General features: G+C 72.4%; 14 protein-coding genes. 10 read left to right on the forward strand and 4 right to left on the reverse strand.

Annotated elements, in window-relative coordinates:
- The gene (locus tag AB0I42_RS21710; protein WP_357539368.1) at window positions 1-927 is read left to right on the forward strand and encodes an NAD(P)-dependent oxidoreductase; all 927 of its coding nucleotides are present in this window, start codon (window positions 1-3) and stop codon (window positions 925-927) included.
- A gap of 180 nt (window positions 928-1,107) precedes the next feature.
- Window positions 1,108-1,635, forward strand: coding sequence for an alpha/beta hydrolase (locus AB0I42_RS21715; RefSeq protein WP_357539369.1), 528 nt, complete (start codon window positions 1,108-1,110; stop codon window positions 1,633-1,635).
- Here the strand turns inward: AB0I42_RS21715 and AB0I42_RS21720 are convergent.
- Window positions 1,584-2,096, reverse strand: coding sequence for a macro domain-containing protein (locus AB0I42_RS21720; RefSeq protein WP_357539370.1), 513 nt, complete (start codon window positions 2,094-2,096; stop codon window positions 1,584-1,586). The genes AB0I42_RS21715 and AB0I42_RS21720 overlap by 52 nt on opposite strands.
- A gap of 84 nt (window positions 2,097-2,180) precedes the next feature.
- On the opposite strand from AB0I42_RS21720, the gene AB0I42_RS21725 reads away from it, so the two are divergent.
- Window positions 2,181-2,735, forward strand: coding sequence for an NADAR family protein (locus tag AB0I42_RS21725; protein ID WP_357539371.1), 555 nt, complete (start codon window positions 2,181-2,183; stop codon window positions 2,733-2,735).
- A 5-nt stretch (window positions 2,736-2,740) separates the two neighbouring features.
- Window positions 2,741-2,995, forward strand: a complete 255-nt coding sequence (locus AB0I42_RS21730; RefSeq protein ID WP_357539372.1) for a hypothetical protein — start codon at window positions 2,741-2,743, stop codon at window positions 2,993-2,995.
- On the opposite strand, the gene AB0I42_RS21735 is transcribed toward AB0I42_RS21730, so the two are convergent.
- The gene (locus tag AB0I42_RS21735) at window positions 2,992-3,738 is read right to left on the reverse strand and encodes a DUF429 domain-containing protein (protein ID WP_357539373.1); all 747 of its coding nucleotides are present in this window, start codon (window positions 3,736-3,738) and stop codon (window positions 2,992-2,994) included. The genes AB0I42_RS21730 and AB0I42_RS21735 overlap by 4 nt on opposite strands.
- A gap of 264 nt (window positions 3,739-4,002) precedes the next feature.
- Here AB0I42_RS21735 and AB0I42_RS21740 point away from each other — a divergent pair, with 264 nt between their 5' ends.
- On the forward strand, window positions 4,003-5,565 hold the full coding sequence (locus tag AB0I42_RS21740) for an RICIN domain-containing protein (protein WP_357539447.1): 1,563 nt from the start codon (window positions 4,003-4,005) through the stop codon (window positions 5,563-5,565).
- 40 nt (window positions 5,566-5,605) lie between these two features.
- Here the strand turns inward: AB0I42_RS21740 and AB0I42_RS21745 are convergent, their stop codons facing one another.
- The gene (locus AB0I42_RS21745) at window positions 5,606-6,790 is read right to left on the reverse strand and encodes a damage-control phosphatase ARMT1 family protein (protein WP_357539374.1); all 1,185 of its coding nucleotides are present in this window, start codon (window positions 6,788-6,790) and stop codon (window positions 5,606-5,608) included.
- The gene (locus tag AB0I42_RS21750) at window positions 6,787-7,716 is read right to left on the reverse strand and encodes a TIGR03621 family F420-dependent LLM class oxidoreductase (RefSeq protein ID WP_357539375.1); all 930 of its coding nucleotides are present in this window, start codon (window positions 7,714-7,716) and stop codon (window positions 6,787-6,789) included. The genes AB0I42_RS21745 and AB0I42_RS21750 overlap by 4 nt, the downstream gene beginning before the upstream one ends.
- 158 nt (window positions 7,717-7,874) lie before the next feature.
- Between AB0I42_RS21750 and AB0I42_RS21755 the strand changes: the two genes are divergently transcribed.
- The 5 genes from AB0I42_RS21755 (at window position 7,875) to AB0I42_RS21775 (ending at window position 15,297) form a co-directional block, all read left to right on the forward strand.
- Complete coding sequence (locus tag AB0I42_RS21755; protein ID WP_357539376.1) at window positions 7,875-9,224, forward strand: phytase; 1,350 nt, start codon at window positions 7,875-7,877, stop codon at window positions 9,222-9,224.
- Window positions 9,225-9,410: 186 nt separating this feature from the next.
- Window positions 9,411-10,163, forward strand: coding sequence for a MerR family transcriptional regulator (locus AB0I42_RS21760; RefSeq protein WP_357539377.1), 753 nt, complete (start codon window positions 9,411-9,413; stop codon window positions 10,161-10,163).
- Window positions 10,164-10,463: 300 nt separating this feature from the next.
- A complete protein-coding gene (locus AB0I42_RS21765; protein ID WP_357539378.1) occupies window positions 10,464-12,248 on the forward strand; it encodes an N-acetylglutaminylglutamine amidotransferase in 1,785 nt (594 codons plus the stop codon).
- 11 nt (window positions 12,249-12,259) lie between these two features.
- Complete coding sequence (gene ngg, locus AB0I42_RS21770; RefSeq protein WP_357539379.1) at window positions 12,260-14,095, forward strand: N-acetylglutaminylglutamine synthetase; 1,836 nt, start codon at window positions 12,260-12,262, stop codon at window positions 14,093-14,095.
- The gene (locus AB0I42_RS21775) at window positions 14,092-15,297 is read left to right on the forward strand and encodes an osmoprotectant NAGGN system M42 family peptidase (RefSeq protein WP_357539380.1); all 1,206 of its coding nucleotides are present in this window, start codon (window positions 14,092-14,094) and stop codon (window positions 15,295-15,297) included. The genes ngg and AB0I42_RS21775 overlap by 4 nt, the downstream gene beginning before the upstream one ends.
- Window positions 15,298-15,299: the final 2 nt, after the last annotated feature.

Here is a 15,299-nt window from a genome sequence, read left to right on the forward strand (position 1 = left end):
GTGACCGGGGCGCGGATCCTGGTGACGCCCCGGTCGATGTCGGTCGCGGGATCGCCGGCGGTCGACCGGCTCCGGGCCGCCGGCTACGAGGTCGTCACCCCGACGCCGGGGCGGCAGCCGACCACCGACGAACTCGTCGCCGCCGTACCGGGGGTCGTCGGCTGGATCGCCGGGGTCGAGCCCGTCCCCGCGCGGGTGCTGGCGCACGCCGACGCGCTGCGTGTCATCAGCCGCAACGGTGCCGGCAGCGACGCCATCGACGGGGCGGCCGCGGCCGCGGCCGGCGTCCAGGTGCTGACCGCCAGGGGCGCGAACGCGCAGGGCGTCGCCGAACTCGCCGTCGCCCTGGCGCTCATGGGCCTGCGCGGGCTGCCCGAGGCGGCCGCCGCGCTGAAGGCCGGCGACTGGCGGCGCAGCCCCGGCCGGGAGGCCGCCGGACGGACCCTCGGCATCGTCGGGTTCGGTGCCATCGGCCGCCGCCTCGCCGACCTCGGCCGTGGGCTCGGGATGCGGGTGGTGGCGCACGACCCGTACGTCACCGACGCCGGCGACGTGCCGCTGCTGCCGCTGCCCGAGTTGCTGCGTACGAGTGAGGTGGTGTCGTTGCACGTGCCGCCGTCACCGGACGGTCCGCTGCTCGGGGCCGCCGAGCTGGCGCTGCTGCGCGACGACGTCGTACTGCTGAACACCGCGCGCTCGACGCTCGTCGACGAGACGGCGCTGCTGGTCGAACTCGGGTCGGGCCGGATCGCGCTCTACTCCGTCGACGCGTTCGACCGCGAGCCGCCGGAGCCGTCGGCGCTGCTCGCCCATCCCCGGGTGGTGCCGACGCCGCACCTGGGGGCGGCGACGACCGAGAGCGTACGGCGGGCGTCCGACGCCGCCGTCGACAACCTGCTCGCGGCGCTGGGTCCGGCCGCCGCCTGATCCGGCACCGGCCCAGGCACCGGGCCGGTGCCGGTTCACGCGGGGCCGGGCCCCGGCCGCGGGCTCGCCGTGATCGTCTGCGGTTCAGGCTGTCGACACGCCGTGCCGGCACAGCCTGAACCGCAGACGATCACCCTCGCAGGGCCGCGAGACACGGTGGCCGACCCTAATATCGGCGGGATGACCCGTCACCTTCTCGTGCCCGGGCGGGGGCGCCCCCGGCCCGAACACTGGTTGCAGCTCTGGGCCGACACACACCCGGAAGCCCGCTGGGCGCCGCCCCCGCCCGGACCGCCGTACGTCGTCGACGAGCGGGTGGCGGCGCTGCACGCGGCCATCTCCGCCGACGACGGGCCGGCGGTGCTGATCGCACACAGTGCCGGCTGCATCAGCGTGGCGGTGTGGGCGGCCCGCCACACCGGTCCGGTGCGGGCCGCGCTGATGGTGACGCCGCCGTACCTCGATCCGAACTGGACACCGCGGTCGGACGAGTTCGCCTACGACGTGCCCCGCGACCGGTTGCCGTTCCGCACGATCGTCGTCGCCAGCCGGACCGATCCGTACACCACGTACCCGCAGTTCGAGCAGTACGCCGAGGACTGGGGCGCGGAACTCTTCGACGCCGGCGACGTGGGCCACCTCGACACGTCGAGCGGCTACGGCCCGTGGCCGGACGGCGAGCGGCTGGTCGAGGCACTCACGTCGTAGACGGTCACCGGCACGTCGCGTTCGCAGAGCGTACGGGTGACGATCGGCTCGATCCGCGACCAGGTGCCGCCGGACAGGCCGCAGCCGATGCGGGGCATGTGTACCGACGCGGTCAACGCGAGCGCCTGGTCGGCGAGCGCGGTCAGGCAGCGTTCGACCGCCTCGTAGCGGATCGGCGGCCCCTTGCTGCCGGTCCGGATGCCACGCTGGCCGACCATGTTGGCGACCCAGGTGTCCGGTGTGACCCGCACCAGCCTGGTCGCGCCGAGTCCGAAGTCGTTGCGGGCCCGGTGCCGGTGCCAGTCACGGAAGTCGCGCTCGGGCTCCGGCCACCGGCGGGAGACCGCCAGCACGAAGCCCCTGCCCCAGCCGCCGAGGTCGTTGCAGACGTGGGCGATCACCTTCGGCCCCTTGGCCTGTGGGCTGGTCGCGTCCCCTTTGAGGAACCTCAACGGGATCATGGCGCCCAGCATGCCGGCCGGGTACGACATGCCGGCCGGAATTTCGGCGGCGGACCGTCGGACCCGTACGGCAGACTGGCCGCCATGCCGGCCCTGACCGTGGACGCCCTCGTCGCCGCCCGAGCCTCCGGGACGAAGGTCAAGTACCTGTTCTTCTGGGGGCACCAGCCGCAGCGGGACGGCAGCATCGGCGCCGGCTGCCTGAGCCAGTGGTGGCCGGCGGCGTTCACCGTCGACGGCACCCGGTACGCGACCGCCGAGCACTTCATGATGTGGTCGAAGGCGACGCTGTTCGGCGACGCGGAGGCCGCCGGACGGATCCTCGCGGCGGGGCACCCGCAGCGGGCGAAGGCGCTGGGCCGGCAGGTCCGTGGCTTCGACGAGACCGTCTGGGTGGAGCACCGCTACCAGATCGTGGTGGCCGGCAGCGTCGCCAAGTTCGGTCAGCACCCCGACCTGCGGGCCTACCTGCTCGGCACCGGTGAACGGGTGCTGGTGGAGGCCAGCCCGCTGGACCGGGTGTGGGGCATCGGCCTGGCCGCCGACGACCCCCGCGCCGCCGACCCGGCGAGATGGCGGGGGCCGAACCTGCTCGGCTTCGCCCTCATGGACGCCCGCGACCGGCTACGGCACGGGTGAGAGCGGTGGACACGACACGGCCGGCCCAGTCGATCGAACAACCCGCGTGTCCGCGCTGCGGCCAGACCGGCCGACCGGTCCTCATCGGCATGCCGAGCCTGGAGGCCTTCGAAGCGGCCGAGCGTGGTTTGTTGGTGCTCGGCGGCTGCGTCGAGTGGGAGGAGAGTCCACACTGGATGTGTCCGGCCGGACACGGCTGGCGCGGCTCGGACGAGCTCCGACAGGCGGCGATCAATGTCGCCATCGAGGCGGCCGGCTAGCCGGTGGCCAGCTCGGTCAGGGCCCCCGTGGGCAGCGCGATCCAGCCTTCCGTACAGGCGAGCCGCCGCTGCCGGTCGTCGGGGCGGGACGCATGGCCGAGCGCGGCGGCCCGGGCGGTCAGGGCGGCGATCACCGCGTCGAAGGCGTCGTGACTCGTCCGGCAGGTCTGTTCGTGTGGCCCCAGGTCGAGCCACGGGGCGGCGGCGAGCAGTTCGTCGACCAGAAGGTTCGGCCCGGTCTTCTGCCCGGGCGTCTTGTAGCCGCGATGGGTGAGGCCCCACCGCAGCAGTGAAGCCGCCGGATACACCTCGACCAGACGGCCGTCACCGCACCGGTCGACGGGCCGCCCCCGTTCGGCGAGCCGGGCCAGCAGCCCGGCGCAGCGGAACGCGGCGTGCCCGATGCGGTCGGCGGCGACACTGAGCGGCACGAGGCCGGTCTCGGCGCGTACGACCTCGTCGGTCGTCCGGTAGGCAAGGCTGCGCCGCCACGCCGCGGCGTCGTCCGGCGGCGGCGACACGTGCCCGGCCCGGTGGGCGGTGAGGAACGCGACGAACGGCTCCGGCCAGCCCAGCGGGCAGTCCAGCCCGACCTTGTCGGCATCGGGGAGCGTCGCCAGGATCTGCTCGTCGGACGCGCCGAGGTCTACGGAGTGGACGACCGCCCGCCCGGACGACCACCTGATCGACGCCGTCGCGGTCCGGACGTCGGCCGCCGCGAGGTCGACACCGAGGGTCAGCACCCGACCACCCTAGACAGCGGTTCCGCCGGCCGCGATACCGCGTCACCGTCCGTACGACGGATGGCCACGCGTCCCGGCACGTAGGCAACCGTTTGATCTGATCTACGTAGTTCGATACCTTGCGGGGCGCGGAAAGCCCTTTCCGACAGACGTGCCGTCCCGCACGCCGGGCTTTCCCCACCCACCCCCCAGGGAGGTCCCATGCCAGCAACCCACACCCACGGAAGACCCCGCCGCGGCCTCGCCATCGGGCTGGCCACCGTCATGGTGGCGACCGGTGCCTTGGTCGCCGGGCAGGTCGCCGAGGCACCCCCGGCCTCGGCCGCCACCGTCGACACCGGCGCCTGGTACGTCATCACGTCCCGACACAGCGGCAAGGCGATCGACGTCTACAACTTCGCCACCAACGACGGCGCGCCGATCGTGCAGTGGAGCCGCAACGACGGCAACCAGCAGCAGTGGCAGTTCGTCGACGCCGGCAACGGCTACTACAAGATCCGGTCGCGGCACAGCGGAAAGTTCCTCGAACTGCCGAACGCCACCGACGGCACCCAACTGATCCAGAACGCCGACAACGGCACCACCCGGCAGCACTTCCGGCTGGCCGACTCCGACGGCGGACACGTCCGCTTCGTCAACCGGCACACCAGCAAGGCGCTGGACGTGTGGGAGTGGTCCACGGCCGACGGCGGCATCATCTCGCAGTACCAGGACCTCGGCGGCTGGAACCAGCAGTGGCAACTGGTCCGGGTCGGTTCCGGCAGCGGCGGCGGCTGCGGCGACGGGTCGTTCAACGCCGAGGCGACCCTGAACGGCAACACGTGGACCGCCCGTAACGGCGGCTCGACCGTCTACACCGGCTCCGACATGCTCGCCGCGATGCAGGCGGCGGTGAACAGCCTGACCCCGGGGCGTACGAGCAAGCAGCGGGTCGTGGTGCGCGGCTCCGGCTCGATCAGCGCCAACTCCCGGCTGTCCCTGCCGAGCTACACGGTGCTGGCCGTCTGCGGCACCGTCAACGTCACCGGCTCCGGCACCGGTGACCAGGCACCCGTCTACTCCCGCGGCACCACCGACGTCGAGGTGCAGAACCTGACCGTGACCGGTGTCCCCCGCTACGGCATCTTCGCCCGCAACGTCAACAACCTGACGCTGGGCCAGATCGACATGCGGGTCTCCAGCGGGCTCGGCGTACGCATCGACAACCACGGCGGCGACCGGGCGATCAAGGTCCGCAACATCCGTATCGACAACGTCTACGCGCAGGGCACCGGCTCGCACGCGGTGGAGACGTACGGCGTCGACGGCCTGACCGTCGGCACGGTGACCGCCCGCAACACCGGTGAGTCGGGCCTGCTCCTCAACGACACCGTCAACGCGACCATCGGCACCGTCGACGCCGACGGTGCCGGCGCCGGCACCGGCTACGCGGCGTTCCGGATGGCCAACCGCAACGGCCGGATCGGCAGCAGCTACCCGACCAACATCCGGGTCGGCAACGTCATCGCCCGCGGTGGCGGGCGTGGCATCTTCTGCGTCTCGGAGAGCGGCGGCGCGGTGATCGACCGGGTCACCATCTCGAACACCGGCAACAACTCGATCCTGTTGGAGAACTGCTACAACGTGAACATCGCCGCGCAGTCCGGCACTGTCACCGGCGGTGGTGAGATCCGGATCGCCGCCCGGTCGGAGTTCCCGCCGTCGTCGAACATCACCATCCAGAACCTGACCGTCACCAACACCAACATCACCCAGAATCCCTGCAACGGCAGCAACAACGTCGTCCGCAACGTCACCCGGGTCAACTCGTCCCTGAACTGGTGCTGAGCGCACGGGTCCGGCCGGCGCGGCCGGACCCGTGCCCTACCTAGGCCCGGACCTGGACGAGGCCGTACCGGCCGTCGACCCGCCACCGCCCGGCCGCCGGATCGCTGTCGAGGGCGGCCACGTCCGCCGCGTCGAGGCCGACGACGACGTCGGACTTCAACGTACGCAGGGCCACCAGCGGGGCCGGGAAGTAGTCGACGGTGTCGGCGAACGGCGTCGTCTCCGGCCAGCGGCAGTCGCCGACCAGCCGCCGGTAGTTCAGGTCGCCCTTGAGTACGACCACGGACGCTTCGGCGTACGTGTCGGCGAGGTCGTCCGGCATCCGGTGGTACGGGTGCGGCGCGCAGTAGAACCAGTGGGTGGCGACGTCGAGCCGGCCGTCGGCGGCGGCGGTGCGCAGCCGGTCGGCGATCCCGGCCGCGGCGGGTGGTCCGGCGGCCAGCCGGCGCAGGCAGCCGACGAGGTCCGCGGTGGTCGCGTCGGAGACGTAGTACGGGTATGGCTTGAGGTGCAGCGTCACCCGCTCCGCCGGCTCGGCGTGCAGCAGGTGGTCGACCAGGACCAGGTCGGAGAGCAGTTCCCGGCCGGCGTTGTCGGCGACCAGGCAGACCGTGCCCCTACCCGTGGTCAGCGCGGACACCGCGGCGGTGGTGTCGTCGGCGACCAGGTGGGCCGACGGCCCGACGGTGCCGGAGGTGGCCGCGACCCCGATCCGGAATCCGAGGTCGGCCTGGTTGCCCCACAGCGCGCCGTGCAGCAGGACCCGGGTCTTCTCGGCGGCGGTGAGCCCGGCCGTGCCCTCCAGCGTGCCAAGGTCGTCGGCGAGGTCGGGGGCGTCGAGTTCGGCCGCCTTCAGGAACGCGAACGGGTCGAGCCCGAGCCACGGGCCGGGGGTGAAGAATCCGACCGCCTCCAGCAGCCGGCGGTAGAAGTAGCTTTCGGCCCACAGGAACGGCACGTCGAGCCACGACCGTCCGAAGTGGTCGGCGCCCCACCCGTCCCAGGTGGCCCGGTCCGACGCGGCCGGCGGCAGGGGCCGGACCGGGCCGGTGAGCGTCTCGGCCAGCAGGGTCCGCAGCGCGGTCAGGTGTTCCGGCGGGTACGGGTGCGCGGCCGCGAGCTGGTCGATCAGCGCCGGGTGCCGCTCATGCCACACGTGCCAGGCCAGCGAGCCGGGTGAGTTGCTGAGGATCGGCGCGACACCGGCCGGTACGGCGGCGCTCACCGCTGCTCCCCCGCGCCACCGGCCAGCCTCGTGACGACCTCGTCGAAGCCGTACGACTGGCTGTCGAAGACGGTCACGTACGACACGCCGTGCCGGTCCCGCAGGTCGACCAGGCGGGCGCAGACCTCGTCGACCGAGGTGCCCAGCAGCGCGAACGGGCTCGTGAGCACCTGGTCGACGTCAGTGCCGGGCAGTTCCATCGCCGCGATCCGGGCCCGGGGATCGGGTACGACGCCGGCCCACTGGACCAGCACGCTCAGCTCGATGTCGGCGAACCGGTCGCCGGCGGCTCGGCGCACGTGCCCGATCCGTTCGGCCAGCCCGCTGTCGGAGAAGTTGCCGAAGTCGGGGCCGTCGGGCGTCGGGCTGAAGCCGCTGAACTGCACGATGCCGGCCCGTTCGGCGCCGACCGCGAGAAGCCGGTCGCCGTTGCCGCCGACCATCAGCGGTACGGCCGCCCCCTGTGGTGGCACCGGTTCGAGCCGGAAGCCGGCGAGCCGGCCGGGCGTGCCCCCCTCCTCGTCCACCGTCTCGCCGGCGAACAACCTGGGCAGCAGGTCGAGCGCCCGGGCCACCTCCCGGATCCGTTCACCGGCGGACGGGAACGGCAGGCCGAGGCTGCGTACCTCGGATTCCGCGTATCCCGCGCCGAGGCCGACGTCGAGGCGCCCGCCACTGACGATGTCGACGGCGGCCAGCTCCTGGGCGAGCGCGCCGAGCGGGCGGAAGGCGACGTTGACGACCTGGGTCCCCAGCCGGATCCGGCGGGTGACGGCCGCCGCGGCGGCCATCGCCGGGATCGGGGCGACCATGCCGGTGTGGTCCGGGAACAGCAGGCTGGCGTAGCCGGCCCGCTCGGCGCGGCGGGCGACGTCGACCGGCGATCCGGTGCCGTCCCAGACAAGACCGAAGCGTAGGGGGCGCATCCCCACACGCTGCGGGATCACCGGCAGCGTGTCCACCCGGTTCGCTGTCGGCTGAGTGCGGGCACTCCGCGCGGACATGGCGCCACGCGTCCCCGATTTCAACTGTCGTCAATGTCGCGCCCGATCCGGCGCAAGGTACGTCGGCGAGGCTGCACCGCGTGACTCATCCCCGGAAAACCATCCTGACGCTGGGCACGGTCGTCGCGACCCTGCTGGCAGCGGCCCCCGCCGCCGCCCAGCCGACCGTCGCGCACCGCGACCGGACCGCGACCGTGACGACCGACAACGAGACCCCGGTCCTCTACGACGACGAGGCGGGCGGCAACGCCTCCGGCGACGACCCGGCCATCTGGGTGCACCCGAAGGACTCGCACCGCTCGATCGTCGTCGTGACCGCCAAGGAGGGCGGCCTGCGCGTGTACGACCTGCGGTCGCGCGAGCTCCAGTCGCTTCCCGCGACGGAGGCGCCGCGCACCGACCCCGCGCCGGGCCGCTACAACAACGTCGACATCGCCTACGACATCCGGCTCGCCGGCCGTACGGTCGACGTCGCGGTCGTCTCGGACCGCTACAACGACCAGCTCCGGTTCTTCGCCATCGACCCGGCCGGGTCGGCCGCGCGTACCCCGCTGGTCGAGGTGACCGCCGCCGACCAGCGGTTCCTGTTCAACCCCGACCGGGCGGCCGTGGACGAGGAGCACACGGCGTACGGCCTGGCCGTCTGGCAGCCCCGGCGCGGCGAGACGTACGCCGTCGTCACCCAGGAGGGCCGGACGACGATCGCGACCGTTCGCGTCGTCGAGATCGCCGGGAAGCTCGGCTACACCGACATCCGAAAGGTCGTCATGCCGGGCACGTTCGCGCTGCCGGACGGTTCGACCTGGGTCCCGTGCGAGGAGCCGGGCGTGCTCCCCCAGTTCGAGGGTGTCGCGGTCGACCAGCGGTCGGGTGTCCTCTACGCCGCGCAGGAGGACGTCGGCCTGTGGCGGCTGCCGCTTCCCCTCGGCTCGGGCGGCCGGCCGGAACTCGTCGACCGGGTCACCGACTTCGGTATCCACGACGTCTACGACGAGGCGTCCGAGGAGTGCGTACCGGTCGACCCGGACGCCGAGGGCTTCGGCGGCCCCCGGCTCACCGCCGACGTCGAGGGCGTCGACATCTACTACGGTCCGGGCGGCACCGGCTACGTGATCGTGTCGAGCCAGGGTGACGACACGTTCGCCGTGTACGACCGGCAGGGCCGGAACCGCCCGGTGGGCAGCTTCCGGGTCCGGGGCGTACGCGGCACCGACGACGTCAACGGGTCCGACGGTCTGGCCGTCACGAACCGTCCCGTCGGCGGCTACCGGCACGGTCTGCTCGTCACCCACGACGAGCCGGAGACGGGGCCGGACGTCGACGCCGACCGTGACGCCACGAACTTCTCGTACGTCTCGTGGGCCGACATCGCCGACGCGCTGTCGCTGAAGGTGGACACCCGGGCCGGCAACGATCCCCGCTTCCGCTGAACCGGCGCCACCCCGACCGCGCCGCACCCGGTTCCGGGCCGCGGCCGGTCGGCCGCGGCCCGTCGAACCCGACGGCGTGGGGCGCCTCGGGGCCGGCGCGAATCAGGGTTGAAGTTGACGCTACGGCAACCCATACCGTGGTGGTCACGGCCGGAAACACCGGCCACGATCATCGGAGGGACGGGCATGGCCTGGTCGATCGCCGAGGTGGCGAAGGAGGCCGGCGTCACGTCGCGCACGCTGCGGCACTACGACGCGATCGGACTGCTGACGCCGGCCTTCACGGCCGACAACGGCCGGCGCTTCTACGGCCAGGAAGAGCTGCTGCGGCTGCAGCGGATTCTCCTGTTGCGGGACCTCGGGCTGGGGCTCGACGCCGTCGCCGAGGTGCTCGACCGGCAGAGCCGGGACAGCACCGTCGAGGTGCTCGTACGGCACCGGGACTGGCTGGTCCGGGAACGGGGCCGGCTGGACCGGCTGATCCGCACCGTCGACTCCACGATCGGGAACGTTCAGGAAGGAAGGGAGATGACCCCGAGAAAGGTCTTCGAGGGGTTCGAGTCGAACCCCTACGAGGCGGAGGCCCGCGAGCGGTGGGGTGACGCCGCGGTCGACGCCGCCGACGAGCGGATGCAGGGCTGGTCGGCCGACGACGCGGAGAAGGCCCGCACCGGCTACGTCCGGGTCCACGAGGGCCTGGCCCCGCTGAAGGCGGCCGGGGTGCCGGTCACCGACGACCGGGTACAGGAGCTGGTGCGGTTCCACCACGAGGTGACGTGCCTGTTCTGGACCCCGAACCGGGATGCCTACCGGGGCCTGGGCCAGATGTACGTCGACGACGAGCGCTTCCGCCGCAACATCGGCGGCGGTGACGACGCGCTGGTGGAGTACCTCCGCGACGCGATGTTCGTCTACGCCGACCGCCGGCTCGGCGGGTAGGCGGACCGCCCGGTCGTAACGTCGTCCGGGCCGGCCGCCACCGGCCGGCCCGGACACCGGACGGACACCGGGCTCGGACGTCGGACCGGCGTCGCGAGGGCCCGGCACCGCCGGAGAAAAGCTGCGGCCCTTGTCACAGCGCGACTGCCGAACAAAAGGGTCATCCATGACCAGGAGGGACGTCACTTCCCCACGATCGGCACCCCCCGGGCAAGATCGCGCGCATTGTATCGAACGCCCACCTCAGCGACCATCCGCTCAACAGGCAGGACCGGCCATCCTCTGGCAACATGGCTGCGCATGTGCGGGCTGGCTGGGGAACTGCGCCGCGACGGCGTACGCGCCGACGTGTCGGCGGTGGAACGGATGGCGGCGACGATGCGCGACCGGGGCCCCGACGACAGCGGGGTCTGGTCCCGGGGGCCGGTCGCCCTCGGCCACCAACGACTGAAGATCATCGACCTCTCGGCGGCCAGTGGGCAACCCCTGGTCGACCCGCAGTCGGGACTGACCGGTGTCTTCAACGGCTGCATCTACAACTACCGGGAACTGCGCGAGGAGTTGCAGGCCCGCGGGCACCGCTTCTTCTCCTCGGGAGACACCGAGGTCGTGCTCAAGGCGTACGCGCAGTGGGGCGACGACTTCGTGGACCACCTGATCGGCATGTTCGCCGTGGCGATCGTCGAGCGGGACACCGGCCGCCTGGTGCTGGCCCGGGACCGGCTCGGCATCAAGCCGCTCTACCTGGCCGAGACCCCGGACCGGGTGCGCTTCGCCAGCACACTGCCGGCACTGCTGGCCGGCGGCGGGGTGGACACCACCATCGACCCGGTGGCACTCGCCCACTACCTGAGCTTCCACAGTGTCGTACCGGCACCCCGCACCATCCTGCGCGGCGTCGGCAAGCTGCCGCCCGCCACCGTCCGGACGTACGAACCCGACGGCCGGGTCACCGAACGGGTCTACTGGAACCCGTCGTTCACCCGCCACCCGGACCGCGCCGACTGGTCGGACCGGGACTGGCAGGACGCCCTGCACGAGTCGCTGACCACGGCGGTACGCCGCCGGATGGTCGCCGACGTGCCGGTGGGTGTCCTGCTCTCCGGCGGCCTCGACTCCAGCCTTGTCGTCGCGCTCCTCGCCGAACAGGGACAGCGCGGGCTCGCCACCTTCTCCATCGGTTTCGAGGCGGTCGGTAACCGGGAGGGCGACGAGTTCCGCTACTCCGACCTGGTCGCGGCGGCCTTCGACACCGACCACCACCAGATCCGGATCGCCACGACCGACCTCGTCCCGCCGCTGGAGGCCGCCGTCGCCGCGATGAGCGAGCCGATGGTCAGCCACGACTGCGTGGCGTTCTACCTGCTCAGCGAGACGGTGTCGGAGAAGCTGAAGGTCGTCCAGTCCGGGCAGGGCGCCGACGAGATCCTCGGCGGCTACCACTGGTATCCGCCGCTGGCCGGGGTGGACCGGGAGCACGCCCTCGACACGTACGCGACGGCGTTCTTCGACCGGGACGCGGCCGGCCTGGCCCGCATCCTCGACCCGGGCCGGCTGGCCGACGGCGACCCGGCGCGGGAGTTCGTCGCCGCCCACTTCGCCCGGCCCGGCGCGCAGACCGCGGTCGACGCCGCGCTGCGCCTCGACACCTCCGTGATGCTCGTCGACGACCCGGTCAAACGGGTCGACAACATGACCATGGCACATGGGCTGGAGGCCCGCGTTCCGTTCCTCGACCACGAGTTCGTGGAACTCGCCGCCACCTGCCCGCCGGAGCTGAAGCTCGCCCAGGGCGGCAAGGGCGTGCTCAAGGAGATCGGCCGCCGGGTTCTCCCCGGCGAGGTCATCGACCGGCCGAAGGGCTACTTCCCGGTGCCGGGCCTCACCCACCTCGAGGGCAAGGTGCTCGACCGGGTACGCGACGCGTTGCACGCCCCGGAGGCCCGCCGCCGCCACCTGTTCCGCCCCGAGTACGTCGACGCCCTGCTCGCCGACCCGAACGCCGAACTCACCCCGCTGAACGGAAACAAGCTGTGGCAGATCGGACTCCTGGAAATGTGGCTCCAGAGCCACGCGATCGCCTGACCGTGGCCGACATGTCGACGACGACGGAAACAGCGCGGACCGACGGGAAGCCGGCCCGGCGGCGGGAACGGGTCGGGCCGGGCGGCGACCCGGTCGCCCAGGGCGATCCCGCCGGTACGCCACCCCACCCCGGATCCGGGGTCCCCCGGGCCAGCGGTGGCGACGTGGTGCTCGACTGCGGCTGGGGGCGGCTGGTCTTCGGCCAGACGTTCCACGATCCGGCGGCCGTCGCCGACGTGCTGCGCTCCGAGACCGCCGGCTCCCGGGACATCTGCATCTACCTGCGCGACCCGCACGTGCTGGTGTCCCGGCTGCACGACGAACTGTTCATCGACCCGTCGCTGACGTACCGGCTGCCGCTGCGCGGCCGGCGGGTCGAACAGGGCGACGGCCCGCTGCCCGGACTGCGAATCCGCCCGCTGGCCAGCGTCGCGGACGCCGAAGCGGTGAACCGGATCTACGCCAGCAACGGCATGGTGACCAGCCCGGTGGACGTCCTGGTCGCCAACGCCGCCACCCCACAGTTCCTCCACCTGGTCGCCGAGTCGAGCACCGGGGAGGTCGTCGGGACCATCACCGGCGTGGACCACGTCGAGGTCTTCGACGACCCGGAGAACGGCGCCAGCCTGTGGTGCCTCACCGTCGACTTCAACCACGCCCCACCCGGCACCGGCCAGGCGCTGCTGTCCGAGTTGGCGGCCCGGCTGACCGAACGCGGCCGGTCCTTCGTCGACCTGTCCGTGCTCGCCGAGAACGACGGTGCGATCCGGCTCTACGAGCGGCTCGGTTTCTACCGCACCGCCACGCTCTGCGTGAAGCGGAAGAACCCGATCAACGAACGGCTGTTCCTGCCCGCCCTGCCCGACGGCTACGACCAGCTCAACCCGTACGCCCGGATCGTCGCCGACGAGGCGATGCGGCGCGGCATCCGGGTCGAGGTGACCGACCCGGAATGGGGCGAGCTGCGGCTCACCAGCGGCGGCCGGACCGTCCTGACCCGCGAGTCGCTCTCCGAGCTGACCTCGGCGGTGGCCATGAGCCGCTGCGACGACAAGCGGGTCACCCGTCGGATCCTCGCCGAAGCGGGACTGCGCGTGCCACGCGGCCGGGCCGCCGCCGGTGACGACACCGACACCGCGTTCCTGGCCGAGGCCGGCGCCGTGGTGGTCAAGCCGGTCCGGGGCGAGCAGGGCAACGGGATAACCGTCGGCGTACGCACGACGGAGGCGCTGCACGCCGCCGTCGGGTTGGCCCGACGGTACTGCCCGGACGTCCTCATCGAGGAACTGTGCACCGGTGAGGACCTACGGGTGGTCGTGATCGGCCACGAGGTGGTCGCGGCGGCCGTACGCCGGCCCGCCTCGATCGTCGGCGACGGCCGGCACGACATCACCGAGCTGATCGAGCGGCAGAGCCGTCGCCGCGCCGCGGCCACCGGCGGCGAGTCCCGCATCCCGGTCGACGACATGACCCGCGAGGTGATCGCCGAAGCCGGGTACGGCCCGCACGACGTACTGCCGGAAGGGACGGTGCTCGCCGTCCGGCGGACCGCGAACCTGCACACCGGCGGCACGATCCACGACGTGACCGCCGACCTGCACCCCGAGATCGCGCAGGCGTGCGTCACGGCGAGCCGGGCACTGGATGTCCCGGTCACCGGACTGGACCTGCTGGTCGAGTCCCCCGACCGGCCGGAACACGTCTTCATCGAGGCGAACGAACGACCGGGCCTGGCCAACCACGAACCGCAGCCGACCGCCGAACGCTTCGTCGACCTGCTCTTCCCCGGCACCCGGGCACCGCAGCGGCTCTGGTCCCCGGCCGGTGCGGCATCCTCGACGTCATGACCGACGCCCGACCCGTACCGCTCCCGCTCGACCTGGACTACCTGCGGCAGGTGCTGCTGGAACTCCTGGAGATCCCCAGCCCGTCGGGGCGTACCGACCACGTGCAGCAGTACGTCGGCGAGCGCCTCTCCGCCCTCGGCGTCTCCTCCACCCTGACCCGGCGTGGCGCGTTGAGCGCCTGCCTGCCCGGTCCCCGCGCCACCGGCGCCGACCGGGCGATCGTGGTGCACACCGACACCATCGGCGGGATGGTGAAACGGCTGAAGGAGAACGGCCGGCTGGAGCTGAAGTCGATCGGCACGCACAGCGCCCGGTTCGCCGAGGGCGCCCACGTACGGATCTTCACCGACGACCTGGAACGGGTGATCACCGGCCAGGTGCTGCCGCTGAAGGCCAGCGGGCACCGCTACAACGAGGCCGTGGACCTCCAGGGGGTCGGCTGGGACCGGGTCGAGGTACGGGTCGACGAGCCGGTCGAGGACATCGCCGGGCTACGCGCGCTCGGCATCGACGCGGGCGACTTCGTGGCGCTGCTCCCCAACCCGACGATCACCCCCAGCGGGTACGTGAAGTCCCGCCACCTCGACGACAAGGCGGGCGTGGCGGCCGTACTCACCGCGTTCAAGGCGATCATCGACGCGGGCGTCCAGCCCAAGGTCACCGCACACCTGCTGGTCACCGTCACCGAGGAGATCGGACACGGGGCCAGCCACGGCCTCGACCCGGACGTCGCGGAGATCGTCTCGGTGGACGCCGCGGTGGTCGCCCCGGGCCAGCAGTCCCGGGAGAACGCCGCCACGCTGGCCATGGGGGACGGCGTCGGCCCCTTCGACTACCACCTGGCCCGCAAGCTGGCCGCGATCGCCACCGAACACGACGTGGACCTGGTCCGCGACGTCTTCGACTACTACCGCTCGGACATCGCGGCGGCGGTCGAGGCCGGCGCGCACGCCCGGGTGGCGCTGATCGGCTTCGGGGTCGACGCGACCCACGGCCACGAACGCACCCACCTGGACGGGCTGCGCCATCTCACGCAGCTCCTCTGCCTCTACCTCCAGAGCGATCTCGTCTTCCCGGAGTGGGACGCCGAGCCGGAGGGCGAGCTGGCCGACTTCCCGTCGCTGGCGGTGCAGCCGGCCTCGGCGGAGGGACCGCGCGAGGGCCCGATCGGAATCGCCGAAACCCCGACGCCCACGGGTTGATC

Source organism: Polymorphospora sp. NPDC050346 (assembly GCF_040655695.1).
In the GTDB taxonomy this organism is placed as follows: domain Bacteria; phylum Actinomycetota; class Actinomycetes; order Mycobacteriales; family Micromonosporaceae; genus Polymorphospora; species Polymorphospora lycopeni.

Excerpts from the sequence above, each read along its gene's own strand:
- AB0I42_RS21715 (WP_357539369.1), top strand. The coding sequence starts at position 1,108 with ATGACCCGTCACCTTCTCGTGCCCGGGCGGGGGCGCCCCCGGCCCGAA.
- AB0I42_RS21720 (WP_357539370.1), bottom strand. The coding sequence starts at position 2,096 with ATGATCCCGTTGAGGTTCCTCAAAGGGGACGCGACCAGCCCACAGGCC.
- AB0I42_RS21725 (WP_357539371.1), top strand. The coding sequence starts at position 2,181 with ATGCCGGCCCTGACCGTGGACGCCCTCGTCGCCGCCCGAGCCTCCGGG.
- AB0I42_RS21740 (WP_357539447.1), top strand. The coding sequence starts at position 4,003 with ATGGTGGCGACCGGTGCCTTGGTCGCCGGGCAGGTCGCCGAGGCACCC.
- AB0I42_RS21750 (WP_357539375.1), bottom strand. The coding sequence starts at position 7,716 with ATGCGCCCCCTACGCTTCGGTCTTGTCTGGGACGGCACCGGATCGCCG.
- AB0I42_RS21760 (WP_357539377.1), top strand. The coding sequence starts at position 9,411 with ATGGCCTGGTCGATCGCCGAGGTGGCGAAGGAGGCCGGCGTCACGTCG.
- AB0I42_RS21765 (WP_357539378.1), top strand. The coding sequence starts at position 10,464 with ATGTGCGGGCTGGCTGGGGAACTGCGCCGCGACGGCGTACGCGCCGAC.
- ngg (WP_357539379.1), top strand. The coding sequence starts at position 12,260 with ATGTCGACGACGACGGAAACAGCGCGGACCGACGGGAAGCCGGCCCGG.
- AB0I42_RS21775 (WP_357539380.1), top strand. The coding sequence starts at position 14,092 with ATGACCGACGCCCGACCCGTACCGCTCCCGCTCGACCTGGACTACCTG.